This window comes from Microbacterium sp. 2RAF4, assembly GCF_052115285.1.
Taxonomy (GTDB): Bacteria; Actinomycetota; Actinomycetes; order Actinomycetales; family Microbacteriaceae; genus Microbacterium; species Microbacterium oxydans.
Genome location: NZ_JBFRGI010000002.1, coordinates 1,828,012 through 1,852,197 on the forward strand (window position 1 = coordinate 1,828,012; position 24,186 = coordinate 1,852,197).

Genomic DNA, 24,186 nt, shown 5'->3' on the forward strand with positions numbered 1-24,186 from the left:
AGCATCGCATCCATGACCGAGCCATTCATCCTCGTCAGCGACTGCGACCTGCCGGGAACCGTCATCGAAGACACGCTCCGACAGGCAGGACTGCGTGCCGAGCGCGCCGCATCCGGAAGCTCCGAAGACATCGCCGCTCTCGGCGCCGATGCCGAAGGGCTGGTCGTGCAGTGGGCGCAGATCACGGGTGACGTGATGGATCGGATGCCGAAACTCCGCATCATCAGCCGCGTCGGCATCGGATACGACATGGTCGATGTCGAGGCCGCGACCGCTCGTGGCATCGCCGTCGCGAACACCCCGAGCTACTGCATCGAAGAGGTGGCAGCGCACACCATCGCGATGATCATGTCCCAGGCGCGCGGCCTGTCCGCCTACGACCGCGCCGTGCGTGCCGGCACCTGGAAGGCCGTCGACGCCCGCCCGCTCGCCGTGCGCCCCTCCGCCACCACGGTGTCGGTGCTCGGCTTCGGACGCATCGGATCGATGGTCGCTCGCGGGTGTCGCGCGCTGGGCTTCCGCGTACTCGTCGCCGACCCCTTCGCCCCTGCCGATGCCGTGCGCGAGGCCGGGTGCGAGCCCGTGGAGATCGCGGAAGCCGTCGCGCGTGCTGACATCCTGACCCTGCACGTGCCGCTCACCGACGACACCCGGCACCTGATCGACGCAGCCGCCCTCGCGACCATGAAGCCGGGGGCGGTCGTGGTGAACACCTGCCGCGGTCCGCTCATCGACGAAGAGGCGCTCGCCGCCTCGCTGCGAGCGGGACACATCGGTGCCGCGGCCCTCGACGTGTTCGCGGGGGAGCCGCTCGCCGCCGAATCGCCGCTGCGTGAGCTCGACCAGGTGCTGCTCACCCCGCACGCCGCCTGGTACTCACCCGAGGCGCTGGCAGATCTGCCGGTGCACGCGGCCGAGAACATCATCCGCTACCTGGCCGGCGAGTCCGTGCCGATCGTCAACCCGACCTTCGCCGCCGCGCACTGACCTGGAAGGCCCCATGGAACTCCTGCGACTCGGCCCGTCCGGCCACGAACGTCCCTACGTGCGGGAGGCGGGCGTCGTGTACGACCTCTCCCCCGTCACCTCCGAGATCGACGGTCCTTTCCTCGCCGCAGACGGCATCGCCCGCGTGCGTGAAGCACTGAGTCGCGGAGCGCTCGTCGCCGCCCATGTCGACGGACTGCGCGTAGGCGCCCCGGTCGCTCGTCCGACCGCGGTGATCTGCATCGGCCAGAACTACGCGGCCCATGCCGCCGAATCCGGGTCGGAGCCGCCCGAGCATCCGGTCGTCTTCTTCAAGCACCCCAACACGGTGGTCGGACCGGATGACGTCGTGCTGCTGCCGCCCGGAGCCGAGAAGGTCGACTGGGAAGTGGAGCTGGCGATCGTGGTCGGCAAGCCCGCCCGCTACCTGTCGTCTCCTGATGCCGCGCGTGACGTCATCGCCGGCTACACGGTCTCCAACGATGTCTCCGAGCGCGCGTACCAGCTCGACGTGTCGGGCGGGCAGTGGTCGAAGGGCAAGTGCTCCGAGACGTTCAACCCCCTCGGGCCCGCGCTCGTCCCCGCCGACGAGGTCGACCCCCAGGTGCTGCGACTGCGGTCGTTCGTGAACGGCGAGCCGCGACAGGACTCGTCGACCGCGGACATGATCTTCTCCGTGCTTCAGATCGTGCACGAGCTGAGTCAGTATCTGGTGCTCGAGCCCGGCGATGTGATCAACACCGGCACCCCGCAGGGCGTCGCTCTCTCCGGCCGCTTCCCCTATCTGCAGGACGGCGATGAGATGACGATCGAGATCGAGGGTCTCGGCCGCCAGCGGCAGCGCACCGAACGGGCGCACCGGGGCTGATTCGGCGCTTCCCCGGCGGCCTGTGCCCGGGGCACGGTTCCTTTCGCTGAGTGCACCGTGCTCCGGGTAGAGGTCGTCGGGGCGCGGGGCGCGGGGCGCGGGGCACGGGGCGGACGCAGGGGTGCATGGGATCAGCCCGCGAACGGCGTCACGGCGAGGCCGCGTGCACCGGGTCGCACGGCGAAGAGCGAGCCCGCCTCGGTGCCGTGGCCGGGTTCGAGGCCCTGCGCCGAGGTCGTGATGTACAGCGTGTCGAGGTCATCGTCGCCGAAGGTGCAGGCGCTGACCTGGGGCACCGGGAGCTCGATCGTCGCGATGTGCTGCCCTGCGGCGTCGTAGCCGTGCACCGCGCTGCCACCCCAGAGGGCCACCCAGATACTGCCGTCCGCGGCGATGCTCAGTCCGTCGGGAGAACCCTGCTCCTCGGGGATCGCCACGAAGGCGCGACGGCCCCGCAGCTCACCCTCGCTGACGTCGAACACGTCGATGCGGTGCGTCGCGGTGTCGACGTAGTAGGCGCGTCGGCCGTCCGGCGAGAAGCCGATGCCGTTCGAGATCGTCGCCCGCGGAAGAACGGTGCTCGTCGTCAGGTCGGCATCGACGCGCAGCACGGCTCCGGCATCGGGCGCCGCGTCGTAGGCCATCGACCCCGCGAGCAGGCGTCCCCGAGGGTCGCAGCATCCGTCGTTCATGCGCACACCGGGGTCGTCGCCCAGCGAGGCGACAGCCCGGATCTGTCCGTCGACGTCATCCGCGAGGTAGAGCGTGCGGGCGCCGATCGCCACCAGGCCTCCACCGGAGCGCGGGCGGGCGAAGGCCAGGTACTCGTCGTCGATGTGCTGGCGGGACACGCCATCCGGGCGCAGCGACAGAAGATCGCCGGCGTCCCCGTCGACCCAGCGCAATCCGCCCCAACCTGGCCACCAGACGGGCGCTTCGGCATGGTGCGCGATCGGACCGGTGACGTTCTCCGGAGTCATGCGTCGTCGCGCGGGAGCGTCCGCGGCGGGGTCATGGGGCGCGTCGGGTCGGAGAGCGGCAGGGGCTCTGGCACACGTTCGGCTTCCCGCTCCGCCGTGGGTGCGGCGGGAGAGGGAGTGCCGGCTGCACTCGCCTCTGCGGGAAGTTCCTTCGCCACCTGCTTCTCCAGCACGGTGACCGCGTCGTCGGAGAGCAGGATGAGACCGTCGAGCTCCTCGCGCACGCGCTTGTAGGCGACGTTGCGCTCGGCCTGCGTCGCCGACTCGTCGACCGCGACCTTCAGCAACTGCTGCGCGCGGTCGAGGCGCTTGCGCTCGGGCTCGGTGAAGGTCGAATCGCGCAGGCGCCTGGCATCCTTCTCGGCGATCTCGAACGCGACCGCGTAATCGCCGACGGCCTGGAGGTACTCGGTGACCTGCTGCTCAGACACCTTGGCGTCGGCGGAGGCCGGGCGCAGGGCATCCGCCGTCTTCTTCGCCCGCAGGAACGCGGCCGTCAGCGGCTGGCGCCCATCGCTCATGGCGGGGAAGGCGATCAGCTTGGCGACGTCGAGCTCGTAGTCGAGCCAGCGTGCTGTGATCTCGTCGTGCTCGGCGAACAGGCGCGCGACCAGGTCGCTCGGGGCCACGGACGCCGTGGTGTCGACGACCGAGGGCCCGCGGCGCTTGGCCTGCTGGGTGAGCGCGCGCGCCTCGATCTCGGCGGTCTTCAGCTGCGCCTTCATGCGAAGGGTCTCCAGGCGGCGCTCGTGACGTCGCTTGGAGCTGCGCTCCCAGGTCTTCGCGATACCACCGGCCATTCCCATGATCGGGAAGATGAGCCACCAGTAGTGCTGCGCGAAGTTCCAGAAGCCCTGGATGAACTCGTCCATGATGCGTTCAGCCTACTTCTCGGCGGGCTCTTGCCGCCCCGTGCTGTTGCGGCGGCAAGACAGGAACCTCCGGGAACACGGCTGGCCCGCTCCGCCCGCAGCGTCGACACCGTCCGTTCACGCAGCGTTCCATTCGGAGTACGGCGGTCTCGTAATTGCGCGTCACCTTCAGGGGTTGGAATACCGATGTTCTCGGAATGCCGAGACGTCTCCTCCCGAAAGGTCATCATGCGCCGCTTCACCCTGCCCGTCGTCGGCCTCCTGGGCGTGGCCGCCCTCTCTCTCACCGCTTGCCAGAGCCCGACCGCCGAGGCTGCTCCGGCCGATCCGGACGCTCCTCTCACGATCGCCACGATCCCCGTCGGCGACGACCCCACCGCCGAGAACCCGATCGAGGTGTTCGCCGAACTGCTGGAGAAGGCGACGGGCCGTGACGTCGAGATCACTGATGTGCCCGACTACCTCAGTGTCGTCGAGGCCATCCGCGCCGACCACGTCGACATCGGCATCATGAGCGGCTTCCCGTCGGCCCTCGCCGTCAACACCGGCGAGGTGGATGCGCTGGTCGCCTTCCGGGGCGACGGCAAGCCGGTCTCGACCTGCGTCGTGCTCGACGATTCGCCCATCCAGAAGGTCGAGGACCTCGAGGGCAAGACGGTCGCGTTCGCCGATCAGGCCTCCAGCTCCGGATACTTCATGCCCGTGTACATGCTGCATGAGGCCGGTCTCGAGCAGGGGACCGACTACGAGGCCATCTTCGCCGGTGGACACGAGGGCAGCTTCGCCGCGCTGCAGCAGGGACAGGTGGACGCTGCCTGCACGGCCGTCATGCTCACGGAGCTCGGCGCCCCGATGTTCCCCTTTGCGGATGGAGAGTGGCGCGCGGTGGGGGAGAGCCCGGCGATGGACATCCAGGGCGCGGTCCTCGGCCGTCAGTCGCTGGACGCCGAGACCCGCAAGGTGATCCAGGACGGCATCGCCGAGGTGTTCTCGCCCGCGAACGCCGAGCGTCTCGGCGCTTACGGTGCTTTCGCAGCGGCCCCGCAGACGGTCGACCCGAAGAGCACCGACTTCCAGTCCTTCGCCGAGATCGCAGCCGTGGCCGGGGTCAAGCTCGAGGACCTCAAGTGACTCTTCCCGCTCCGCGTCTCGCGCCGACGGCCGCTGTTCCCGCACCCGGCCGAAACGGAGATGATTCGTCGTCGTCAGGGCGCGTCGCAGACCGACACGCCGGAGCGCCAACCGATGCTCTGGGTTTCGGCCCCGCCGAGCGTGCAGTGCGCACCCCCACGGCCGAGCTCCGCCAGGCGCTTCCCCTCGTCACGGTCCGCGGACTGCAGGTCGCGTACGGGGCGAACACGGTGCTCGACGGGGTCGACCTCGACCTGTTCCCCGGCGAGATGGTCGCCCTGCTGGGAGCCTCAGGCTCGGGCAAATCCACGCTGATGCGCGGCCTGACCGGGTTCGCGCCGATCAGCTCCGGCACGGTCCGCGTGGCCGGGCACGACGTCACGAACCTCGGCCGCGGCGAGCTGCGAACCCTCCGCTCCGAGGTCGGACAGGTGTTCCAGCAGTTCAACCTGATCCCACGCCTCAGCGTCATGACCAATGTCCTCACCGGTGCCCTGCACGGCGCCGGGCCGATCAACATCGCGGGAGGCTTCTCGAACGCGCACCGCCGTCGGGCGCTCGAACTGCTCGATCGGGTCGGCATCGCGCACAAGGCATCCGCTCCCGCACGCTCCCTCTCGGGGGGACAGCAGCAGCGTGTGGCGATCGCGCGGGCGCTCATGCAGCAGCCGAAGGTGATCCTGGCCGACGAGCCGGTCGCGTCACTCGATCCGAAGCTCGCGGGATCCGTGCTCGGCCTGTTGCGCGAGATCGCCACGCAGGACGGCATCCCGGTGCTGGTGAGCCTGCATGTGCTGCCGCTCGCTCTCGCGCACAGCGACCGCATCGTCGGGCTGCGCCACGGCGAGATGCTCGTCTCCGGCGTGACTTCGCAGTTGGATGCCGCCGCGCTGGACAACCTATACGACGACGAGGAGCACGGCGATGACGACGACCACTGAGCCGCGCGCAGACAGGACCGCCCGCCCGATGCTCGACCCCGCGGAGCGCGCCCGGCTCGAGAGCGCCTTCCGCGTGCCGCGTGCCCGCTTCCTGATCGGACTGCCGGTCGCGGTCCTGGTGCTGATCTGGTCGTTCAACGGCGCCCAGTTCAACTTCGTGAAGCTCGGCGAGGGTGCGATCAACATGGGCGAGTTCCTGTCGCGCCTGTTCCCGCCCGACTTCTCGAAGATCGGCACCATCCTGGCGCTGCTGCTGGAGACGTTCCAGATGGCAGTGGTCGGTACGGTCCTCGGCGCCGTCCTCTCCCTGATCGTCGCGTTCGGGGCCACCTCCACCCTCGCGCCGAAGTGGCTGTACTACCCGACGCGCTGGGTCATGAACATCATCCGCTCCGTTCCCGACCTGGTGTTCGCGCTCATGTTCGTCTCGGCTGTCGGGCTCGGCCCGTTCGCCGGCATCTTGGCCATGACGCTCGGCTCCATCGGCTCGATCGGCAAGATCTTCGCCGAGGCGATGGAGCAGGTCGACCGAGGGCCGGTCGTCGCGATGGAGGCGGTCGGCGCCTCGAAGCGGCAGGTCATCCAGTACGGGATCCTCCCGCAGGCCGCACCGCTGCTCACCTCGTACACGCTGCTGCTGTTCGAGGGCAACGTGCGCGGCGCGACCATCCTCGGTCTCGTCGGCGCCGGCGGCATCGGTCTCGAGTTGACCACGGCCATGCGCATGTACGACTACGGCCACCTCAGCGCCATCATCATCTGCATCATCGTGCTGGTCACGGTGATCGACCAGGGCAGCGCCCTCATCCGAAGGAGAATCACATGAGCATCATCGACACCGGACTCGTCCTCAGCGCGCCGGTAAACCTGCGCGACCTCGGCGGCATCATGATCGACGGCGGTGTGTTGCGTGAAGGTCTCGCCATCCGCACGGACGACCTGGCCTATGTGACCTCGGAGGTGGCCGACGAACTCGTCGCGGGTGGACTCAGTGCGATCATCGATCTGCGCTCGCCGCTCGAGGTCTCGGTCACGGGACGTGGGCCTCTCGGCGCGCACCCGGTCGGCTACCACCACCTGCCGCTCATCGCGGATGTGGGGGCATCGATGGGAGACAAGGCCCCGGAGCTGAGCCATGAGGCCATGGGCCTGATGTACCGGCGCATGGTCGAGGGCGCGGCGCCGCAGCTCGTCATCGCGCTCAACGTGATCGCGCACACTCCCGGCACGGCGGCCTTCCACTGCGCCGCCGGTCGCGACCGCACCGGTGTGCTCGCCGCCATGCTGCTGCTCGCATTGGGGGCCACCGACGACGACATCGTCACCGACTACGCCCGCACCGGCGACAACATGGTCGCGATCATGGCGCGCACGGCTCCGGTCATGGGAGCGATGTGGAGAGCGCTGGGCTTCGACGCCGCCGCTCTGGAGAACGGCTCGTCGCTTCTGGAGGGCTCGATGGATGTGTCCATGCGCAGCCTTCTCGACACGCTCCGCGCGGAGCACGGGGACCCGCTGACGCCGTTGCGCGCTGCGGGGCTCTCGAACGCCACGATCGCCCGACTGCGCGAGCGGGCGCTGGCCGCGTGACGATGCCGATGACGGATGCCGGGGCCGCGGTTCGCCGCCGCCCCGGGCGTCCGCGCGATGAGGAGATCGACGGACTGATCGTCGATGCGACGCTGGGGATCATCGATGCGGGCGAGGAGGTCACGGTGTCGCGCGTCGTCGCGCGCAGCGGAGTGAGCCGCGCGGCTCTGTATCGGCGCTGGCCGTCGCTCACGCTGCTGATCGCCGCCGCGCTCGACGTCGGGCGCGAGGTGCCACCGGACTATCCCGCGGATGCCGACCTGCACGAGGTGCTGCTCGCAGGGCTCGGCCTCGGCGCGGACGGCGTCGCACCCTCGGCGCCCGGTTACTCCGAGGAGCGGTTCCGGCAGCGCATCCGCCTCGTCATGGCAGATCGCGCCCTGCAGAAGACGTACTGGGAGTCGCACGTGTCCCGGCGACGGGTGCCCCTGCAGAATGCGCTCCGCATCGGGATCGCGCGGGGCGAGCTGCGGGCCGACCTCGATGTCGAGGCGTGCTTCGACGCCATCGCGGGTGTCGCTTACTACCAGCTCGTCGTGCGCGGTGACAGGATCAGCGACCCCGTCGTCGTGGCGCGGCTGCGTGCGGCGATCGAGGTGATCTGGCGCGGGATGGTCAGCTCTTCGTGAGGTCTTGCGCGAACATCACGAGGATGCCGCTCGGGCCGCGCAGATAGGTGAGCTTGTACACGTCCTGGTAGTTCGCGACCCCGCGCAACGGGTGGTATCCGTGTCGGGCCGCGATCGCCAGCGACTCGTCGATGTCGTCGACGGAGAACGCGATGCGGTGCATGCCGATCTCGTTGGGCAGGGTCGGCTCGGTCTCGATCGCGTCCGGATGGATGTACTCGAACAGCTCGATCTGTCCGTGCCCGTCTGGTGTCTGCAGCACGGCGATCTTCGCGTGGTTGCCGTCGAGGCCGACGGCAGTCGACGCCCACTCCCCGCTGACCTCGTCTCGACCGAGCACGGTGAGGCCGAGGTCGGTGAAGAAGGAGATGGTCGCTTCCAGGTCGCGCACCGCGATGCCGACGTTCTCGAGCGTGATGGGCATGGGGGAATGCTACTCGTGACCGTCGTCGCCGTCAGGGGCTATCTACCGAGCTTCTCGGCGCAGGCGACGCAGTATTCGGCGAACGGCCGTGCCTCCAGGCGTCCGGTGGGGATCGGGCGGCCGCAGTTCGCGCAGATGCCGTAGGTGCCGGCGTCCACTCGGGCGAGTGCGTCGTCGACCTGCTGCAGCTCGGATGCGGCGGCGTCGGCGAGACCCGTCAGCCGAGACCACTCCGACGACAGGGTGACGCCCTCGGGGTCGTGCTCGTCGTCGTCGTTCGAGCCCGCGCGGTCGTGGGTGAGCTCGTCGAGCATCGCCGCGGTCGCCTGCACGCGCGCCTCTGACTGGGCGCGCAGTGCGAGCAGGCGTTCCCGGGCGTCGGAGGTCATCTGCCCACTCTAGGCACCTCGCCCCGTGTGCGTTCGAATCGCGCATTCGGTTCCATCTGGGGGCCAGCGGGAAACACTCACGCGATTCGAACGTCGAGGAAAGTGCCCGTCAGTCGGAGGTGCGGGCCGTCGGCACAGAGTCGGTCGTCGTCGGCACGGCCACGGCCTTCATGCCGGGGTGGTCGCGCTCGAGCGCTGCCCCTTCCATGTCGACGTTCGGCAGGATGCGGTCGAGCCAGCGCGGCAGCCACCAGGCCGAGCGTCCGAGCAGGTGCATGAGTGCGGGCATCAGCAACATCCGCACCACGAACGCGTCGAGCAGCACGCCGAACGCGAGACCGAATCCGATCGAGCGGATGATCGTCGATTCCGAGAAGATGAACCCGCCGAACACCGACACCATGATGAGGGCTGCGGCGATCACGACCGAGCGTCCGGCGCGGAAGCCCTGGGCGACGGCATCGCGGGCCGAGGCGCCGTGCACGAACGCCTCCCTCATGCCGGAGGCGAGGAACAGCTGGTAGTCCATCGCGAGCCCGAACAGAATGCCGACGAGGATCACGGGCAGGAAGCTCAGGATGGGTCCGGTGCTGTGCAACCCGATGATCTCGGCGCCCCAGCCGAACTGGAACACCGCCACGATCAGCCCGTAGGTCGCGAACAGCGACAGCACGAAACCGCCGGTCGCGATGATCGGCACGAGCAGCGAGCGGAACACCACGATCATGATGAGCAGCGACAGTCCGACCACGACCACGAGGTACAGCGGCAGGACTCCGGCCAGCGCCTCGGAGATGTCGATGTTGATCGCGGCCTGACCCGCGACGCCGAGGGTGATCCCCTCCGCGACAGGCGACATGGACCGGAGGTCCTGCACGAGCCTCTCGGTCGACGCGCTGTTCGGGCCTTCCTCCGGCACGACCTGGAACGCGAGCAGCGTGTTGTCGGCGGAGGTGGCGATCGGGGCGACGGCAGCCACGTCGTCCTGGTCGGCGATGGCCTGCGCGATCGTCACCTGGGTGGAGAGCAGGTCGTCGTCGCTGACCGCTTCGTCGAGGGTCGCGGTCACGAGCAGCGGGCCGTTGGCGCCTTCGCCGAACTGCTCGTCGACGGTCTGGAAGGCACGGTAGCTGGTCGAGTCGCTCGGCTCGCTCGATCCGTCGGGCAGTCCGAGTCGCATCGACATGGCGGGGATCGCGATGATCAGCAGGGCGACGACGCTCACGAGCGCGGTGACGACGGCGCGGAGCGTCGACATGCGCTTCACCGGCTTGCCCGCGGCGTGCTCCTCGCCGATCGTGGTGCGGGCGCGACGGCTGAGCAGGCGTGTGCCGACGAGGCCGAGGATGGCGGGCGCGAGGGTGATGGCGACGAGCACGGCCACGGCGACGCACACCGCGCCGACCGTGCCCATGAGGCCGAGGAAGGGCACGCCGGTCACGTTGAGGGCGAGGAGGGCGACGATCACGGTCGTGCCGGCGAACACCACGGCCGTGCCGGAGGTGCCCGTCGCGAGACCGATGGATTCCCGCACCGGTACCCCGGCGAGCAGCTGCTTGCGGTGCCGGTTGACGATGAACAGCGAGTAGTCGATGCCGACGGCGAGACCGAGCATGACACCCAGCACGGGAGTGACCGACGCCATGTCCACCACGCCCGAGAAGGCGAGAGAGGCCGTGACGCCGACGCCGACGCCGACGATGGCAGTGACGATCGGGAGGGCGGCGGCGATGAGGGAGCCGAGCATCACGATGAGGACGATCGCGGCGAACGCGAGGCCGACCGCCTCGCCGACACCGAAGATCTCCGGCACGCCCTGCGCGATGTCGGTGCCGAAGTCGACCTCGACGCCGTCGACGGGTGAGGACTCGAAGTGGTCGATCGCGCCCTGCTTCACCTCTTCGGAGAGCTCGAGGCGCGGGTCGACGAACGAGATGTTGACGATGGCGGTCGAGCCGTCGTCGGAGACCACGCCGATGCCGTCGGCCAGGTCGAGCAGGGTCGAGCCCAGCTGCACCTGGTCGGCGTTGTCGTCGAGGGCGATGCGGGACTGGTCGAGCTGTGCGTTCTGGGCCGCGACCTGAGCCAGCTGCGCGTTCACGTCAGCGATCTGGGCGTCGAGGGCGGCGAGCTGTGCGGATCCGGCACCGGCCTGCTCCGCCTGCGTGCGGGCGGCCGTGAGCTGCGTGAGCCCGGCTTCGAGCTGCGCGCGTCCGTCGTCGAGCTGCGTCTGGGCGGCATCCAGCTGTGCGCGACCGTCCGTCACCTGCGTCTGGCCGTCGGTGAGCTTCTGCGCCTGCTCGTCCTGCTGCTTCTGCGCGTCGAACGGATCGATCACCCGCGCGACACCGTCGAGGTCTTCGGCGCTGACGGCGAGATCGGAGATCGCCTGCTTCTGCTCGTCGGTGAACGGCGATCCGTCCTCCGTGCTGTAGACGACCGTGCCGGTGCCGCCGGCGGTGTCCGGAAGCTTGTCTGCGAGCTCGTCGGTCACCGCGCCGGACGCCGTTCCGGGGATGTCGAAGCTGTTGCTCAGCGTGCCGCCCAAAGTGAGGAAGGCACCGATGCCGATGCCGAGGATCAGCACCCACGAGACGATCACCGTCCACGCCTTGCGCGCAGCGAACGAACCCAGACGGTAGAGCAGTGATGCCACAGTGATCTCCTTCAGACTCGAAGATCATACGGCACGTCTCGTCTAGCGATCTGTGGCTATCCTGAACGGATGGCGAACGAGCATCGAAGCGGCCCCGTGCGCAGCACGGCGGCACGCGAGGCGATCCTCGATGCGACCTCTCGGTTGTTCCATGCGCAGGGCTATGACCGGCTCACGATCGAGGGCATCGCCAAGGAAGCCGGGGTGGGCAAGCAGACCATCTACCGCTGGTGGTCGTCGCGCGGGGCCCTGATCGCCGACTGTCTCGTGGACGGGCGGCTCATCCCCGTCGACTTCGTCGTGCCCGACACGGGCGACCTGTTCGCCGACGTCGAGACCTGGCTGCAGTCGGTGTTCTCGATCCTCGCCTCCGCCCAGGGGCAGGCGCTGCTGCAGTCGCTGGTCGCCGCTGCGGCCGAAGACGCGGCGGTCGGCGCGCATCTCGGGAGCAGCCTCGGCGTCGAGCAGCATCTGTCCGAGCGGCTGCGAGGGGGGATCCGCGACGGTCAGCTGCCCGAGGATGCACCGGTCGCACAGATCGGACGCGCGATCCTCGGCGCGATCATCGTGGAGTCGCTCGGGCGGGAGACGCATGGCCCGGACGGCATCATCGACCTGGCCCGGTACCTCTTCACGCGCTGAGTGTGCGGTCCCTCGGGGTGGCCTTGTGGTCGTTCATGGCGACGAATCGATGTCTACGCTGGTGGCATGCAGACCAGCGAATACCGTGCGCGACTGGCGCGCATTCTGGCCTCGTCATCCGACAACGTCGCCGGGAAGCTCCGGCGTTTCCGCGACGCGGCCACGGATGCGGTCGTGATCGATCTCTTCGTCGAGCAGGACGGCGAGGGGCCGTTCGATGTGTGGGCGCGGTTCGAGGGACCCGATGCCTTCGCGCTCGACCGTCGGTTCGACGACGAGCGGCAGCTCTTCGGCGTCGTCTGGGGTGAACTGGGGTGGGAGCCCGACGTTCCACCGCGCCCGCAGGGATGGACCTGGGACGAGCTGGAGAAGGCCGTGTTCGAGACCGTCGCGGAGTGGATCGAGCCGCTCCTCCCCGCGGGTGACCTGGTCTGGGAGCTGACGTCCGTGGACGGGGCGTCGGAGCCGCGACCACTTCACACCCAGGGGTGACCACGCTTGCGCAGTGCCGCTCAGCGGCAGCTCGAATCAGCCGAGGAGCAGCGTCAGCACTGTCGCGCCACCGCCGCCGAGGATCAGCGCGATGATGACGGTCCATGCGACGATGCGCATGCGCCGGTTGCGCTTCTCGCCGAGGTCGCCGTAGTCCTCGCTGAGACCGTCGCCGCTCATGCGCTGACCGCCTCGGTGACGGTCGGGCCGAAGTACGACGGCAGCGTGGCCTGCGAGCGCTCGCGCAGTTCGGCGGCCGTCACCGTGAAGACGCCCTGCACCTCGAGCTTCGCGCCCTCGCTGTCGGTCACGCCGATGCGCATCACCGGGTAGTTGCGTCCCTCGCAGAGTCCGCGGAACTTCACGTCGTCCTCGCGGGGAACGGTCACGATCACGCGGCCGGTCGACTCGGAGAACAGGGCGGTCGCGGCATCCACACCGTCGCGCTCGATGATCTCGTTCAGCCAGACACGGGCGCCGACGCCGAAACGCATGACGCCTTCGGCCAGAGCCTGTGCGAGCCCGCCCTCGGAGAGGTCATGCGCCGAGGAGATCAGCCACTCGTCACGGGCCGCGGCGAGCAGGCCGGCGAGGCGCTTCTCGCCCGCGAGGTCGACCTTCGGGGGCAGACCGCCGAGGTGCTGGTGCACGACGTCGGCCCACGCGGAGCCGGAGAGCTCGGTCGAGGTGGTGCCGAGCAGGTAGATGTTCTGCCCCTCGTCCTGCCAGCCGGACGGGATGCGGCGGGAGACGTCGTCGATGATGCCGAGCACGCCGACGAGCGGGGTCGGGTGGATCGGCACGTCGCCGGTCTGGTTGTAGAACGAGACGTTGCCGCCGGTGACCGGGGTGCCCAGCTCGTAGCAGCCGTCCGCGAGGCCGTCGACGGTCTGGCCGAACTGCCACATGACCTCGGGGTTCTCGGGGGAGCCGAAGTTCAGGCAGTCGGTGATGGCGGTCGGCACGGCACCGGTGACGGCGACGTTGCGGTACGCCTCGGCGAGCGCGAGCTGCGCGCCCGCGTACGGGTCGAGCTGGCAGTAGCGGCCGTTGGCGTCGGTCGAGACCGCGAAGCCGAGGCCGGATTCCTCGTCGACGCGGATCATGCCGGCATCGTCGGGGAAGCTCAGGGCCGTGTTGCCGAGCACGTAGTAGTCGTACTGGTTCGTGATCCAGCTCGTGTCGGCGAGGTTCGGCGAGGCGACGAGGTCGAGGAACTGCTCGCGCAGCGTCTCGGGGTCGTTCGCGCGCGGCAGGTTCTCGGCGGCGTCGGCCTGCAGGGCGTCGATCCACGTCGGGTAGGCGACCGGGCGGTCGTAGACGGGACCGTCGACCGCGACGGTCGAGGGATCGACGTCGACGATGCGCTCGCCCTGCCAGTCGATGATGAGGCGTCCGTCGCCGGTGACCTCCCCGAGCACGGAGGTCTCGACCTCCCACTTGTTCACGACGGCCAGGAAGGCGTCGAGCTTCTCGGGGGCGACGATCGCCATCATGCGCTCCTGCGACTCCGACATGAGGATCTCCTCTGCCGTGAGCGTGGGGTCGCGCAGCAGCACGTTGTCGAGCGAGACCTTCATTCCGCTGTTGCCGTTGGCCGCGAGCTCGCTGGTCGCGCACGAGATGCCGGCGGCGCCCAGGTCCTGGATCGCCTCGACGAGCTCGCCGCGGTACAGCTCCAGGCAGCACTCGATGAGCACCTTCTCGGCAAAGGGGTCGCCCACCTGCACCGCGGGGCGCTTGGTGGGGCCGCCGTCGGCGAACGTGTCGGAGGCCAGGATGCTCGCGCCGCCGATGCCGTCGCCACCCGTGCGGGCACCGAACAGGACCACCTTGTTGCCGACGCCGGTGGCGTTCGCGAGCTTGAGGTCTTCGTGGCGCAGCACGCCCACGGCGAGTGCGTTCACGAGCGGGTTGGCCTGGTAGACGGAGTCGAAGACCGTCTCGCCACCGATGTTCGGAAGGCCCAGGCAGTTGCCGTAGAAGCTGATGCCGCTGGTCACGCCGTGCACGACGCGGGCGGTGTCGGGGTGGTCGATCGCACCGAAGCGCAGGGCGTCCATGACCGCGACCGGGCGTGCGCCCATCGAGATGATGTCGCGGACGATGCCGCCGACACCGGTGGCCGCGCCCTGGAACGGCTCGATGAAGGAGGGGTGGTTGTGCGACTCGGCCTTGAAGGTGACGGCCCAGCCCTCGCCGACGTCGACGACGCCCGCGTTCTGGCCCATGCCCACCATGAGCCGTTCCTTCATCTCGTCGGAGACCTTCTGGCCGAAGCGGCGCAGGTAGTTCTTGCTCGACTTGTAGGAGCAGTGCTCCGACCACATCACCGAGTACATCGCCAGTTCGCCCGAGGTGGGGCGGCGGCCGAGGATCTCCTTGATGCGCGCGTACTCGTCGTCCTTGAGCCCGAGGGCGCCGTACGGCTGCTCCTTCTCGGGGGTCGCGATCGCGTTCTCGACGGAGTCGGGGACGTGCTGGGGGGAAGGTGCAGGGGCGGTGGTCACGCGCACTCCAAAGGAAGGGGCCGGCGGGGCAGCTTCAGTCTACCGGCGCGGGTGGGGCGGCTCTCCCGCGGGCTGCGGAGTCAGATCCGGTCGGCACGGATTTCGTCGAGGACCTTCGCGGACGTCTCGTCCTGTTGCTGCGGTGGGTGCGACAGGGCGCCCTTCTTCGTGGGAAGGGTGACCCTTCCGGTGCGCACGAGTCGCGACCACGCGGTATCACGATCGCTCTCGGTGAGGGCGGCAGCGATGTCCCTCCTCGTGTGAAGCACGCGATGGACTCGCACGGCGTCGGCATCATCGGTGTAGATGACGAGGTACGGGTGGTTTCGAAGAGGGAAGGCGCGGATGTCGGGAATCTCGGTCACCAGCTCGAAGCGCGCCGATCCCAGCGAGGGATACGCAGCGAGCCGGCTCATCGCATGTTGGAGGTCGTCGATGAACGCGATCGCGACCGGCGGCCCTGCTTCGCCGAGGTAGCGGGTGACCGCGCCGTCGATGTCCTCATCCGCCCGCCGGGTGGTGACGACTCGCCCCGCAGTCACGCGTCGGCGGCGTCTGCGTGGACGCGGTCTCGGAGGCGATCGAAGTACGCCTGGTCCACTTCGGAACCCGGCCCCGATGTCATCCCGTCGACAAGCAGGGATCGCAGCTGCTCGCGGGCCTGCTCATGGCGGATCAACTCACGCATGAACTCGCTGCTGTTGCTGTAGCCGCGCTCGGCCACCTGCGTTTCGACGAAGTCCTTCAGCGCGTCCGGAAGAGAGATGTTCATCGTGGCCATACCTCCACGCTAATACCGATGGCAAAGTTTGTCATTCGGTCAGCAAACCCGATTCTCGCCACTGATGTCCCCCCCCCCCCCGGTCGTGGCCTAGTTCCGGAAAAGGGGAAAGGTCGCGAAACTCGACGATTCAGGAGGACTAGTCGCACGCCGCGGCGAAGCGCTCCGCCAGGGCGTTCACCGCCTCCCGCAACGCCGCCGGACCGACCACCGTGAACGGCGCATCGAACCGGGCGACCGCGGCGAGCACCCCGACCCACGACCAGGAGCCGACCGTGATGCGGCATGTGCCGTCGGCGAGCTCCTCCAGCTCGCCATCGTCGACCCAGGGTGCGACCTCGCGGGCAGGGAGTGCGATCACGACCTCGCCCACGCACGGCCAGCGATCCTCGGCCGCCGACCCCTTCGCCCGAGCCGCCAGATACGTCGCAGCATCCGCCGCCGGTAGCGGACGCGGGCTGAACGTGGGTCCGGTAGGGGTGCGCGGCAGCATCCGATCCAGCCGAAAGGTGCGCCAGCCCTCCACTTCCAGATCCCACCCGAGCAGGTACCAGCGGCCCTCGCGGGCGACCACCGCGTGCGGCTCGGTGCGTCGGGCGGGGCGGTCGCGGTCGGAGCCGTAGTCGAAGCGCAGCACCTGCCGGTCGCGCACGGCCGCGCTCGCCGCCTCGAGCACGGCCGGGTCGACGCGCACATCGGCAGCGGTGCCCGTGAAGCGGATGCCGTCGATGCGGTGCCGCAGTCGTGAGGGCATCACCTGCCGCACGGTGGCGAGCGCCCGCGCCGCGCCCTCCTCGATGTCGATGCCGCTGGAGGGGACGGTCTGCAGCGCCACGGCGATCGCAACCGCCTGGTCATCGTCGAACAGCAGCGGCGGCAGCTCGGATCCGGCTTCGAGGCGGTAGCCGCCGTACGGACCCTTGACCGCAGCGATCCGGTAGCCCAGCTCGCGCAGACGATCGACATCGCGGCGCACCGTGCGCGGGCTGACCTCCAGTCGCTCGGCGAGCACGTGGCCGGGCCAGTCGCGCGGCGTCTGCAGCAGCGACAGCAGCGCGAGCATCCGTGACGAACTCCCGGTCATGCGATTCAGTGTGTCGTAGGTAGCGGACAGAAACCGACCGCTACCTCCAATTGAGACGAGCTAAAGCGTTTCGAGCCCCAGCCATTCGGTCAGATCGGCTGCCAGCCTTGAGTCCGTGAACGTGCCGCTCAACAGAATGCAAGCGCGGAGCATGTCCTCGAGTAGACGTGGGTCTCGGATCTGGCTGCCGTTCTTTATCTCGTTTCCGTATCTGCCGAGAAGCAAGAGGGCGAGATCGTGGCCGTATGCGTATTGCCTGACGTCGTCGAAATCGGGGGCGGAGAATGCGGCAAGGTTGGTGGCGACGCCGGCTGTGACCGTTCGCGAAGGGTCCCACGTCCCCCGTCGGAAACCTGCCTGCGCAGAGGGGTGGTCGATGCCCGGATTATGAAGCCTGATTCGATACAAGTCGACGACCGCCTCGCGCAGATCTTCCACTACGACCGCCCCCGGTGGGAGGTGGCCGCGAAGGAAGCTCTCGTTCAATACGTCGAGCACAGGAGCCGAGTATCCGTAACTTTCAACGGCAGGAAAGTCCGTCCACTTCAACATGTCGTTTACAGTACCTTGATAGTCACCGCAATCGAGGTCAGCGATACAGCAGGCCCTGGATCGATCTCCAGCGTATTGGAGCGATATCCAAATAATGCGCTGCCGTGCCCCCTCGGTCAGACCGACCGAGTCCAGATCTTGCCAGCTCACATCGACACCATCTGCGGTGAGGATACTTGTCTCCGCAATGCGGTTGGGGAAAGTGGACAAGATCCACTGCGAGTAAAAGCTGCGGTCGGTTGGCCCCTCCACGAACAAGAAGCGTTGTCCGGTTAACTCGCTTTCCTTGGCGATCTCTCGAAGCTTCGCGCGTGGAACTGTATTCACGATTGAGTCGGGCTTGCAATGTCGTCAATGTCGCCGAGGATCTGAACCGAATGCGATGCCACCAAAAATTGAACCTCACTTCCGTCTGTGCATCGCAGAAGTTCATGGAGTAGCGCGCGCTGCCATTTCAGACCGAGCGACAGTTCTGGTTCATCAATGATGACGAGCGCACCCGAGAAGCGAGCCAATGTTGCGTTACTCATCAAGAGTAGTAGGTGCTTCTCTCCGCTTGAAAGACTCTCCGGGTCCAGTGTTTGGTGCCTGCTGTCCACGAGGGATATGCCACGCAAAGCGCTGAAGCGAAGCTCCTTGCGAGTAAGAAAGCTATTGACGGATTGGACAAACGTATCGATCAGCTTCTGCGCAGCCGCGAGGCGAGTTATCTCATCGTCCACGCTGGTGAGATATGGGTCAATTACGGTGTGCAATTGTCGCAGGCGAGTGTCATTTGTTCGAGTCGGTGTCAAAGCGTCCAGGATTCCGTGGACTTGACGGAGCGAGAGGAGTCCATACTTCTCGTAGGCTGTGCCGCGCTCGATTACATCGTGACAGCGGGCTATCAGGTCCACACGCGCAGCGGCAGCGAGCGGCGGGTTTGATGTTCCGGCCAGCACCCGGTTGGTGATGTCGAGGTAGACGCCCTGAGGGGACGCATCGCTCTGATCCCGTGAGATGCCGGCGATCGCGAGGCGGGTGAAGGCCTTCTCTAGGTTGTCGAGCGACTCCTGCACGCTCATGCGGCGATGCAACCTTGCTGCGATCTCGCGCTGCTCGCGCAATGTCGGTGGTTCTGCGCTCAGCTTAGGATCTTGCAGGCTCGATAGGACTGAACGGTCGTCGCCAACGAATAGGGTGGCCAGATTAAGTTGGGCGACCAACTCTTGGAAAGCCGCATATGCGGGTCGGCGTTGCCAGGCTCGAAGAGCATACCTTCCGTCAAGTTCTTCAGCGCCCAGCGTGATTTCGACAGCCTGATTTGACGATCCTGGGGGCGGGGTGATTCTGAACAGCAGGCCAAAAACGGCGTTCTCGGCGCTATTAGTCATCTCAATCGTCCACCCAGACCGTAATTCCGCACCGACGGCCTGAATGGGAATTTCGGCAAGGGCTTGGAAGTGCTCGATGCGAACGTCGAGCAGATAGTACAGCGCCCGCAGGAAGTTAGTCTTCCCCATGCCATTCTCTGCGTAAATCACTCGCAGGCGAGACTCCGACCTGCCAGACGTCCCAAACTCGATATCGTAGTCAAACTCACCGAGCACCCGGCGACCCCATATGCGCTTAACGCCGCGAGGTAGGTTCTTCATCATGCTGCTGGTGGCGAAAGAGTCGGCGCTGAGGCTCATGGCGCCAGACTATCTGTTCAGGACGAATCCGCAGTGCAGCAGCGACAGCAGCGGTAACGAGCTTTCGGTCATGCGATCCAGTGTGGCGTAGGTAGCGGACAGAAACCGACCGCTACCCCTGTGATCGTTGCCTTCAGGCGGTTCCGGACGGCGGACCGCGTGACCAGGAGGCACCCCATGACCATCACCACCACGACCCATCTGAACTTCCGCGGCATGGCCCGGCAGGCACTCGAGTTCTATCGTTCCGTGTTCGGCGGGGGTATCACCGCCGCGACCTACGGGCAGTTCGGCATGCCGGAGGGAGTGCCGGGCTTCGACAAGATCGTGTTCGGACAGCTCGAAGCCGCGACGGGGATCCGGCTGATGGCGTACGACATCCCGGGGCAAGACGACCCGGACCCGGCAGCCACCGCGGGGTCGACGCACCGAGAGAACGGCGCGACGATCACCGACCGCACGTTCTTCCAGTCGCTGCGGGCGGATTCGCTCGACGAGCTGCGGGGGTACTGGGACGGTCTGGCCGAGGGCGCGACGGTCGTCGAGCCGCTGGCAGCCTCGGCCTGGTCGGCCGGCTTCGGCATGCTCACCGATCGTTTCGGCGTGACCTGGGTGCTCGACGTGCAGGCCGGCTGACCGATGGCCCGCGCGCAGTTCAGGAGAACCGAGCCGTCACGGCCGCTTCGGGTCGGTCTGCGCAACTCGGTTGGCGGTTTTCCTGAGTTGTGCGCAGCGGTCGCCGTGCACAACTCCTCAGAAACGCGGCCGTCTCGGCCCGTAGACGGCCATCCGGCTCGGAACACGCACGTTCTTGAGGAGTTATGCACGCCGGCGCCCGCCGCCCGTCACGCGGGCGGCCACTGCGGATGCCGCGCCACCGCCACCCGCGCGGCGAGATCGGTCTGCACGCGTGAGTCGGAGGCGAACCCGACCGCCGCAGCCCACCCGAGCGCGAGCAGGGCATGCCCCGCGGCGTTCGGGTGGAACGCGTCGTCGAGCAGGCCCCACGGCATGCCCTCGTTGCCCGGCCCGGTTCCCGCCGAGAACTCCGCGAACGCGGCGTGTTGATCCACGATCACCACGCCGTCGCGCGCGGCCACGTCGCGGATCGCCTGCGCGAACTCTCCGAGACGCGCGCGGTCGGGGGCGTGGGACAGGTCGGCGGGTGGCGGCGTCTGCAGCACCGGCACCGCGCCGAGCTCTCGCGACCGACGGACGAACTCCGCGACCGAATCGGCGAAGGCGGACACCTCGATCACGGGATCGAGCCACTCGGCGGTGCAGTCGTTCGTGCCGATCAGGAGCGTCACGACGTCGGGACGCCAGCGGGCCACGCGCCCCTCGAAGTCCCCCAGGATCAGATCCGCGCGCCACCCCGTGATCGCGGTGTTGATCACCGTGTCGTGCACCCGACCGAGGTCACCGCGGATCAGCTCGTGCAGGTGATCGACATAGTTGCGGGCTCCGCGGGTGTGGATGAGGCCGTGCGTGATGGAGTCGCCCGTGAGCACCCAGGTGAGCGGCGCTCCGGAGGCGAGAAGCCCGCGGAGCGCCGCGCGGTCGTCGGTCACCCGGTGACCTTGAGCTGCACGTCGATGAACCGCGGACGGTAGATCGAGGCGTCGTCGTACACGTCGCCCACGTTGTCGAAGGTGTTGACGTTGTAGGAGACGAGAATGCGGTTGCCCTGGCGCAGCTGTGGGTGCTCGTGCGCGTTGTAGGTGAACACATCGGGGTCGCCGTAGCTGCCCAGCGCCCCGGTCTCGGGTGTGCGGTACAGCTCGACCGGATCGGTGAACGGGCCGGTGGGCGAGCACGAGGTGCGGGCGACGATGCGGGTGCTGAACAGCTCCGACGTGTCCTGCGTGACGAGCAGGTAGCCGTCGCGGAAGGGGGCGACGCTGAACTCGTTCGCCACGTAGGGCACGACAGGGACGGCGTCGGTCTCGGCAGCCGACCATCCGGTGCCGTTCCAGTACGTCCACGCGCCTTTCACGCCGTCGCGGTTCTGCGCGCGGGCGAGGTACGCCGAGCGCACTCCACCCGGATCGGCGATGCCGTAGATGTACGTGGTGCCGCGTTCCTCCAGCGTCCACGAACCCCAGTTGATCCCGGTCGCCGACGGCAGGTCGGTGATGGACTCCAGTTGCAGGGTCTGGCCGTCGAGGGTGGCAAGGCGGTTCGCGGTCCATGCGAAGTCCCACTGGCCGCTGCCGGTGCGCCCGAACTGCAGCAGCGGCACCTGCACGGTACCGTCGCGTCCGGGTGTGGGGTCGCCGATCCAGTACCACTTCCCGTCGGCTTCGGGCGGGATGATGGCGGCCGGCTCCTCCGGGGTACCTCCCGTGACGGTCGTCATGCCGCCGCGGCGGTCCTGCACCACCACGGAGTTGTTCACGAACGGGGAGTCGGAGGGCCGTGAGCCGTCGGGGTTCACGGTGCCGAGGAACGTGTCAGAGAAGAACCATCCTGTCTTCCCCTTTCCGAGTGGCAGGGAGTACGTGCTGTCGCCGCCGGTCCACGCGCCGCCGGTGTTCCCGTAGGTGGTGAACTGGTCGGTGAGGCCCTGATCCACGTTCGCCGTGGCGGTGAGCGTCTTGTCGACCAGCGAGCATTGGCCGGGTCCGTGTCCTCCGCCGCCGTGGTTCCCTCCGGTCGGGACAGCTGCGGTGGCCGGGGCGGCGAACAGCGCGCCGGCGCAGAGGGATGCCGCGGCGAGGGTCGCCGCGATGGTGCGTCTTCTCATGTCGATCACTCCTTCGTGTTCGGGTGGTGCTCTCGTGTTCGGGTGACGCTCTCGTGTTCGGTTGATCCTCTGTCGTGCAGGTCAGCGGCCCGGGGTGGGGGTGATTCCTCCGGAGGAGTCGATGTCGTAGGTACGGGTGCCGACGCGAAGGCCGCGCAAGGTTGCACCGGGGTCGAGGGCGGCGACGCATCCGGCCGCCCGCACGGTGCCGTCGGCGGCGACCGATACGCCGAACAGGGCTTCGATCACGAGCTCGATCCAGGCCCCGGACGAGGAACACGACCAGTCGATGATGTACGGCAGCTGCGGTGGGGCTTTGCGGGCTCCGCCGTTGATGCCGGGCACGGCCTCCTCGACGAAGTGCGCCTGACCCATCGGCCCTTGATTCGCCGTGCGGGAGAGACCTTCGATCCAGCTGGTCAGTACTTCGGGGGCGCCGAGTGCGGCGAGCGCACGTCCGGCGTCGGCGGGCCAGGCAGGGTAGGCGCCGTTCCACTGGTGGTCGGGCCGCGGGCTGTAGCTGGCGTCGGGGTCCCAGGGTGAGAGTGCGCGCATCCAGTTGTCGGTCTGCAGCTCGCGCTGGAAGAACCCGACCATCTCGTCGCGGATTCCCGGGGCGAGGTCGTCGGCGATCGTGGTGCCGACCACGCTGAAGTCGTAGCAGTGCCGCACGGGCAGCTGCGTGCCGTCGGGCTGTCCTGCCGCGAAGACACCGGTGCCGGGGAGATAGCGCTCGATCACGGCCGGGAGCAGCGCCTCGGCCTCGGCGCGCAGCGCGCTCGCCGCGGTCTCGTCGCCTCGCAGGTCGGCCAGGTCGGCGGCGGTGCGCATGCTCCACACGTTCGCGGCGTTGAGGCTCGCCACCTCGTGCGTGTACGAGCTCACGCACTCCAGCAGGTTGTCGATCTCGCCGTAGTCGGCCAGGGGCGTATCGCGGCGGAGTTCCTTCCAGGCGGTCGCCCACTGCCGCACCGACGCGGCCACGGTGTGGTCGCCGACGAGCTCGTCGAGGAACGCGACGTCACCCGTGAAGCGCACGTAGTCGTGCACGAGCCGCGTCATGGCGTAGTCGTTCACGGAGTACCAGCGGCCGACCGGGCCTCCGGTGAGGGACGACGTGCCGAAGTGCGAGTGGATGTCGAGGGAGATCCAGTGCCGCACCTGGGTGCGCATCTCGTCGGGGTCGAGCAGGGCGTGGCTCACCGAGCTGAGGCTGTAGTCCCAGATGAACGTGGTGGTGCCCCAGTAGTTGGGCATGAGCGTGTCGTACGAACGCCCGAGCACGTTGCCGGCGAAGTCGCGGCGGAACCAGATCACGCCCAGCGCCGCCCACCAGTACAGGCGACGCAGGGGTGCGGAGGCGGTGTCGAGCACGGGCAGTGCGCCGGAGAACTCGGTGTCGCTCGGGTCGAACGCGGCGCGGAGCTGTCGGTCCCAGAACTCTTCGGCTGCGGCCACGACGGCGGGGATGTCGGCGGCGACGTCGGCCCAGGTGGCCTTCGCGTCGGATTCGTCGAGGCCGATCGCCTGCACGAAGCCGGTGCGCGCGGTTCCGCCGGCGGGCAGGGTCAGCGTGGTCGCGAGCTCGCCGCCGCGACCGTTGCCGCCGATCCCGGTGTCGAATGCATCGGTGTCGAATGCATCGGGCAGGTCGGCCACACCGCTGAGGGCCGCGGTTCCGCCGACCAGCCCCTGTACGCTCCAGGCCGCGGCATCGGTCGAACCGAACACGAGGCACCCGCCGTCGACGGTCGCGGTGTCGCGTTCCGACGGAGACTCCGCGTCGAGCCAGGCCTCGGTCGACCGGGTCACGCGGGCCGCGGACGAGAGGCCGATCCGCACCTCACGCTCCTCGGCACCGGAGCTACGCACCGCGATATCGATCGCCACCGCTGTCTTCCCCGGCACGCACACGGTCGTGGTCTCGATCTCGAGCTCCCCCACGCTCGCGCGCCGCACCACCCGGTCGGGCCGCCACTCGTGTGTGACGGGCACACCGTACGAGGCGAACAGGCGGCCGTCGACGAACAGCACGGCGGTCTGCGTGAGTCCCTGCGACACGGGCGGGAACTGCACGGCGCTGAGCGCGGTCAGGTCGTGGTCCACGCGCACGGTACCGAGCATGTTCGTGAGGCCCGTGGGCGCGATCATGTCGTCGTAGTGATGCGTGACCGCATCGGCGACCAGATCCTCGACGGTGGGGATGAGGGGATTCATGATGCCTTTCGAGGCGGAGTGA

At 68.2% G+C, this 24,186-nt stretch carries 25 protein-coding genes; 10 read left to right on the forward strand and 15 right to left on the reverse strand.

Going from position 1 to position 24,186, the window contains the following annotated elements:
* Positions 1 to 12: 12 nt before the first annotated feature.
* Positions 13 to 987, forward strand: a complete 975-nt coding sequence (locus AB4070_RS13225) for a C-terminal binding protein (RefSeq protein ID WP_441980492.1) — start codon at positions 13 to 15, stop codon at positions 985 to 987.
* Positions 988 to 1,000: 13 nt separating this feature from the next.
* Positions 1,001 to 1,855, forward strand: a complete 855-nt coding sequence (locus tag AB4070_RS13230) for a fumarylacetoacetate hydrolase family protein (protein ID WP_441980493.1) — start codon at positions 1,001 to 1,003, stop codon at positions 1,853 to 1,855.
* A 131-nt stretch (positions 1,856 to 1,986) separates the two neighbouring features.
* On the opposite strand, the gene AB4070_RS13235 is transcribed toward AB4070_RS13230, so the two are convergent.
* The gene (locus AB4070_RS13235; RefSeq protein ID WP_441980494.1) at positions 1,987 to 2,835 is read right to left on the reverse strand and encodes an SMP-30/gluconolactonase/LRE family protein; all 849 of its coding nucleotides are present in this window, start codon (positions 2,833 to 2,835) and stop codon (positions 1,987 to 1,989) included.
* A complete protein-coding gene (locus AB4070_RS13240; protein ID WP_441980495.1) occupies positions 2,832 to 3,707 on the reverse strand; it encodes a hypothetical protein in 876 nt (291 codons plus the stop codon). The genes AB4070_RS13235 and AB4070_RS13240 overlap by 4 nt, the downstream gene beginning before the upstream one ends.
* Before the next feature lie 228 nt (positions 3,708 to 3,935).
* Between AB4070_RS13240 and phnD the strand changes: the two genes are divergently transcribed.
* The 5 genes from phnD to AB4070_RS13265 are packed head-to-tail and all read left to right on the forward strand — an operon-like array spanning position 3,936 to position 7,998.
* Positions 3,936 to 4,838, forward strand: coding sequence for a phosphate/phosphite/phosphonate ABC transporter substrate-binding protein (phnD, locus tag AB4070_RS13245; RefSeq protein ID WP_441980496.1), 903 nt, complete (start codon positions 3,936 to 3,938; stop codon positions 4,836 to 4,838).
* On the forward strand, positions 4,835 to 5,779 hold the full coding sequence (locus AB4070_RS13250; protein WP_441980497.1) for a phosphonate ABC transporter ATP-binding protein: 945 nt from the start codon (positions 4,835 to 4,837) through the stop codon (positions 5,777 to 5,779). Before phnD ends, AB4070_RS13250 begins: the two co-directional genes overlap by 4 nt.
* Complete coding sequence (phnE, locus tag AB4070_RS13255; RefSeq protein ID WP_441980498.1) at positions 5,763 to 6,605, forward strand: phosphonate ABC transporter, permease protein PhnE; 843 nt, start codon at positions 5,763 to 5,765, stop codon at positions 6,603 to 6,605. Before AB4070_RS13250 ends, phnE begins: the two co-directional genes overlap by 17 nt.
* Positions 6,602 to 7,369, forward strand: a complete 768-nt coding sequence (locus tag AB4070_RS13260) for a tyrosine-protein phosphatase (protein WP_441980499.1) — start codon at positions 6,602 to 6,604, stop codon at positions 7,367 to 7,369. Before phnE ends, AB4070_RS13260 begins: the two co-directional genes overlap by 4 nt.
* Positions 7,370 to 7,377: 8 nt before the next feature.
* Positions 7,378 to 7,998, forward strand: coding sequence for a TetR/AcrR family transcriptional regulator C-terminal ligand-binding domain-containing protein (locus AB4070_RS13265; protein WP_441980500.1), 621 nt, complete (start codon positions 7,378 to 7,380; stop codon positions 7,996 to 7,998).
* Here the strand turns inward: AB4070_RS13265 and AB4070_RS13270 are convergent.
* The 3 genes from AB4070_RS13270 to AB4070_RS13280 form a co-directional block, all read right to left on the reverse strand.
* The gene (locus AB4070_RS13270; RefSeq protein WP_378785366.1) at positions 7,985 to 8,422 is read right to left on the reverse strand and encodes a VOC family protein; all 438 of its coding nucleotides are present in this window, start codon (positions 8,420 to 8,422) and stop codon (positions 7,985 to 7,987) included. The genes AB4070_RS13265 and AB4070_RS13270 overlap by 14 nt on opposite strands.
* A 38-nt stretch (positions 8,423 to 8,460) precedes the next feature.
* Positions 8,461 to 8,811: a TraR/DksA family transcriptional regulator gene (locus AB4070_RS13275; protein ID WP_441980501.1), complete on the reverse strand. Its 351-nt coding sequence runs from the start codon at positions 8,809 to 8,811 to the stop codon at positions 8,461 to 8,463.
* Between the two features lie 109 nt (positions 8,812 to 8,920).
* Positions 8,921 to 11,467: an MMPL family transporter gene (locus tag AB4070_RS13280; protein ID WP_441980502.1), complete on the reverse strand. Its 2,547-nt coding sequence runs from the start codon at positions 11,465 to 11,467 to the stop codon at positions 8,921 to 8,923.
* A 69-nt stretch (positions 11,468 to 11,536) separates the two neighbouring features.
* Here AB4070_RS13280 and AB4070_RS13285 point away from each other — a divergent pair, with 69 nt between their 5' ends.
* Both AB4070_RS13285 and AB4070_RS13290 read left to right on the forward strand, forming a co-directional pair.
* Positions 11,537 to 12,109: a TetR/AcrR family transcriptional regulator gene (locus tag AB4070_RS13285; protein ID WP_046748162.1), complete on the forward strand. Its 573-nt coding sequence runs from the start codon at positions 11,537 to 11,539 to the stop codon at positions 12,107 to 12,109.
* 66 nt (positions 12,110 to 12,175) lie between these two features.
* Positions 12,176 to 12,601, forward strand: a complete 426-nt coding sequence (locus AB4070_RS13290; RefSeq protein ID WP_441980503.1) for a DUF6389 family protein — start codon at positions 12,176 to 12,178, stop codon at positions 12,599 to 12,601.
* 36 nt (positions 12,602 to 12,637) lie between these two features.
* On the opposite strand, the gene AB4070_RS13295 is transcribed toward AB4070_RS13290, so the two are convergent.
* The 7 genes from AB4070_RS13295 to AB4070_RS13325 all read right to left on the reverse strand — a co-directional run bounded on the left by AB4070_RS13295 (position 12,638) and on the right by AB4070_RS13325 (position 19,201).
* A complete protein-coding gene (locus tag AB4070_RS13295; protein WP_441980504.1) occupies positions 12,638 to 12,781 on the reverse strand; it encodes a hypothetical protein in 144 nt (47 codons plus the stop codon).
* Positions 12,778 to 15,111, reverse strand: a complete 2,334-nt coding sequence (purL, locus tag AB4070_RS13300) for a phosphoribosylformylglycinamidine synthase subunit PurL (protein WP_441980505.1) — start codon at positions 15,109 to 15,111, stop codon at positions 12,778 to 12,780. The genes AB4070_RS13295 and purL overlap by 4 nt, the downstream gene beginning before the upstream one ends.
* 80 nt (positions 15,112 to 15,191) lie before the next feature.
* Complete coding sequence (locus AB4070_RS13305; protein WP_441980506.1) at positions 15,192 to 15,653, reverse strand: type II toxin-antitoxin system RelE/ParE family toxin; 462 nt, start codon at positions 15,651 to 15,653, stop codon at positions 15,192 to 15,194.
* Positions 15,650 to 15,892, reverse strand: coding sequence for a ribbon-helix-helix domain-containing protein (locus AB4070_RS13310; RefSeq protein ID WP_441980507.1), 243 nt, complete (start codon positions 15,890 to 15,892; stop codon positions 15,650 to 15,652). Before AB4070_RS13310 ends, AB4070_RS13305 begins: the two co-directional genes overlap by 4 nt.
* 139 nt (positions 15,893 to 16,031) lie before the next feature.
* Positions 16,032 to 16,976: a helix-turn-helix transcriptional regulator gene (locus AB4070_RS13315; RefSeq protein ID WP_441980508.1), complete on the reverse strand. Its 945-nt coding sequence runs from the start codon at positions 16,974 to 16,976 to the stop codon at positions 16,032 to 16,034.
* 60 nt (positions 16,977 to 17,036) lie between these two features.
* Positions 17,037 to 17,528 (reverse strand): hypothetical protein, encoded by a 492-nt coding sequence (locus AB4070_RS13320; protein WP_441980509.1) that lies wholly within the window; start codon positions 17,526 to 17,528, stop codon positions 17,037 to 17,039.
* Positions 17,529 to 17,851: 323 nt separating this feature from the next.
* Positions 17,852 to 19,201: an AAA family ATPase gene (locus AB4070_RS13325; RefSeq protein WP_441980510.1), complete on the reverse strand. Its 1,350-nt coding sequence runs from the start codon at positions 19,199 to 19,201 to the stop codon at positions 17,852 to 17,854.
* A 177-nt stretch (positions 19,202 to 19,378) separates the two neighbouring features.
* On the opposite strand from AB4070_RS13325, the gene AB4070_RS13330 reads away from it, so the two are divergent.
* Positions 19,379 to 19,837 (forward strand): VOC family protein, encoded by a 459-nt coding sequence (locus tag AB4070_RS13330; protein WP_441980511.1) that lies wholly within the window; start codon positions 19,379 to 19,381, stop codon positions 19,835 to 19,837.
* Between the two features lie 209 nt (positions 19,838 to 20,046).
* On the opposite strand, the gene AB4070_RS13335 is transcribed toward AB4070_RS13330, so the two are convergent.
* The 3 genes from AB4070_RS13335 to AB4070_RS13345 all read right to left on the reverse strand — a co-directional run bounded on the left by AB4070_RS13335 (position 20,047) and on the right by AB4070_RS13345 (position 24,164).
* Positions 20,047 to 20,772: an SGNH/GDSL hydrolase family protein gene (locus AB4070_RS13335; RefSeq protein WP_441980512.1), complete on the reverse strand. Its 726-nt coding sequence runs from the start codon at positions 20,770 to 20,772 to the stop codon at positions 20,047 to 20,049.
* Positions 20,769 to 21,947, reverse strand: a complete 1,179-nt coding sequence (locus AB4070_RS13340) for a DUF4185 domain-containing protein (protein WP_441980513.1) — start codon at positions 21,945 to 21,947, stop codon at positions 20,769 to 20,771. The genes AB4070_RS13335 and AB4070_RS13340 overlap by 4 nt, the downstream gene beginning before the upstream one ends.
* A gap of 81 nt (positions 21,948 to 22,028) precedes the next feature.
* On the reverse strand, positions 22,029 to 24,164 hold the full coding sequence (locus AB4070_RS13345) for a hypothetical protein (RefSeq protein WP_441980514.1): 2,136 nt from the start codon (positions 24,162 to 24,164) through the stop codon (positions 22,029 to 22,031).
* Positions 24,165 to 24,186 lie beyond the last annotated feature (22 nt).

Coding starts and splice junctions, on each gene's coding strand:
- AB4070_RS13225 (WP_441980492.1), top strand. CDS start 13: ATGACCGAGCCATTCATCCTCGTCAGCGACTGCGACCTGCCGGGAACC.
- AB4070_RS13230 (WP_441980493.1), top strand. CDS start 1,001: ATGGAACTCCTGCGACTCGGCCCGTCCGGCCACGAACGTCCCTACGTG.
- AB4070_RS13235 (WP_441980494.1), bottom strand. CDS start 2,835: ATGACTCCGGAGAACGTCACCGGTCCGATCGCGCACCATGCCGAAGCG.
- AB4070_RS13240 (WP_441980495.1), bottom strand. CDS start 3,707: ATGGACGAGTTCATCCAGGGCTTCTGGAACTTCGCGCAGCACTACTGG.
- phnD (WP_441980496.1), top strand. CDS start 3,936: ATGCGCCGCTTCACCCTGCCCGTCGTCGGCCTCCTGGGCGTGGCCGCC.
- phnE (WP_441980498.1), top strand. CDS start 5,763: ATGACGACGACCACTGAGCCGCGCGCAGACAGGACCGCCCGCCCGATG.
- AB4070_RS13260 (WP_441980499.1), top strand. CDS start 6,602: ATGAGCATCATCGACACCGGACTCGTCCTCAGCGCGCCGGTAAACCTG.
- AB4070_RS13265 (WP_441980500.1), top strand. CDS start 7,378: ATGACGGATGCCGGGGCCGCGGTTCGCCGCCGCCCCGGGCGTCCGCGC.
- AB4070_RS13270 (WP_378785366.1), bottom strand. CDS start 8,422: ATGCCCATCACGCTCGAGAACGTCGGCATCGCGGTGCGCGACCTGGAA.
- AB4070_RS13275 (WP_441980501.1), bottom strand. CDS start 8,811: ATGACCTCCGACGCCCGGGAACGCCTGCTCGCACTGCGCGCCCAGTCA.
- AB4070_RS13285 (WP_046748162.1), top strand. CDS start 11,537: ATGGCGAACGAGCATCGAAGCGGCCCCGTGCGCAGCACGGCGGCACGC.
- AB4070_RS13290 (WP_441980503.1), top strand. CDS start 12,176: ATGCAGACCAGCGAATACCGTGCGCGACTGGCGCGCATTCTGGCCTCG.
- AB4070_RS13295 (WP_441980504.1), bottom strand. CDS start 12,781: ATGAGCGGCGACGGTCTCAGCGAGGACTACGGCGACCTCGGCGAGAAG.
- AB4070_RS13310 (WP_441980507.1), bottom strand. CDS start 15,892: ATGGCCACGATGAACATCTCTCTTCCGGACGCGCTGAAGGACTTCGTC.
- AB4070_RS13315 (WP_441980508.1), bottom strand. CDS start 16,976: ATGACCGGGAGTTCGTCACGGATGCTCGCGCTGCTGTCGCTGCTGCAG.
- AB4070_RS13320 (WP_441980509.1), bottom strand. CDS start 17,528: ATGTTGAAGTGGACGGACTTTCCTGCCGTTGAAAGTTACGGATACTCG.
- AB4070_RS13325 (WP_441980510.1), bottom strand. CDS start 19,201: ATGAGCCTCAGCGCCGACTCTTTCGCCACCAGCAGCATGATGAAGAAC.
- AB4070_RS13330 (WP_441980511.1), top strand. CDS start 19,379: ATGACCATCACCACCACGACCCATCTGAACTTCCGCGGCATGGCCCGG.
- AB4070_RS13340 (WP_441980513.1), bottom strand. CDS start 21,947: ATGAGAAGACGCACCATCGCGGCGACCCTCGCCGCGGCATCCCTCTGC.
- AB4070_RS13345 (WP_441980514.1), bottom strand. CDS start 24,164: ATGAATCCCCTCATCCCCACCGTCGAGGATCTGGTCGCCGATGCGGTC.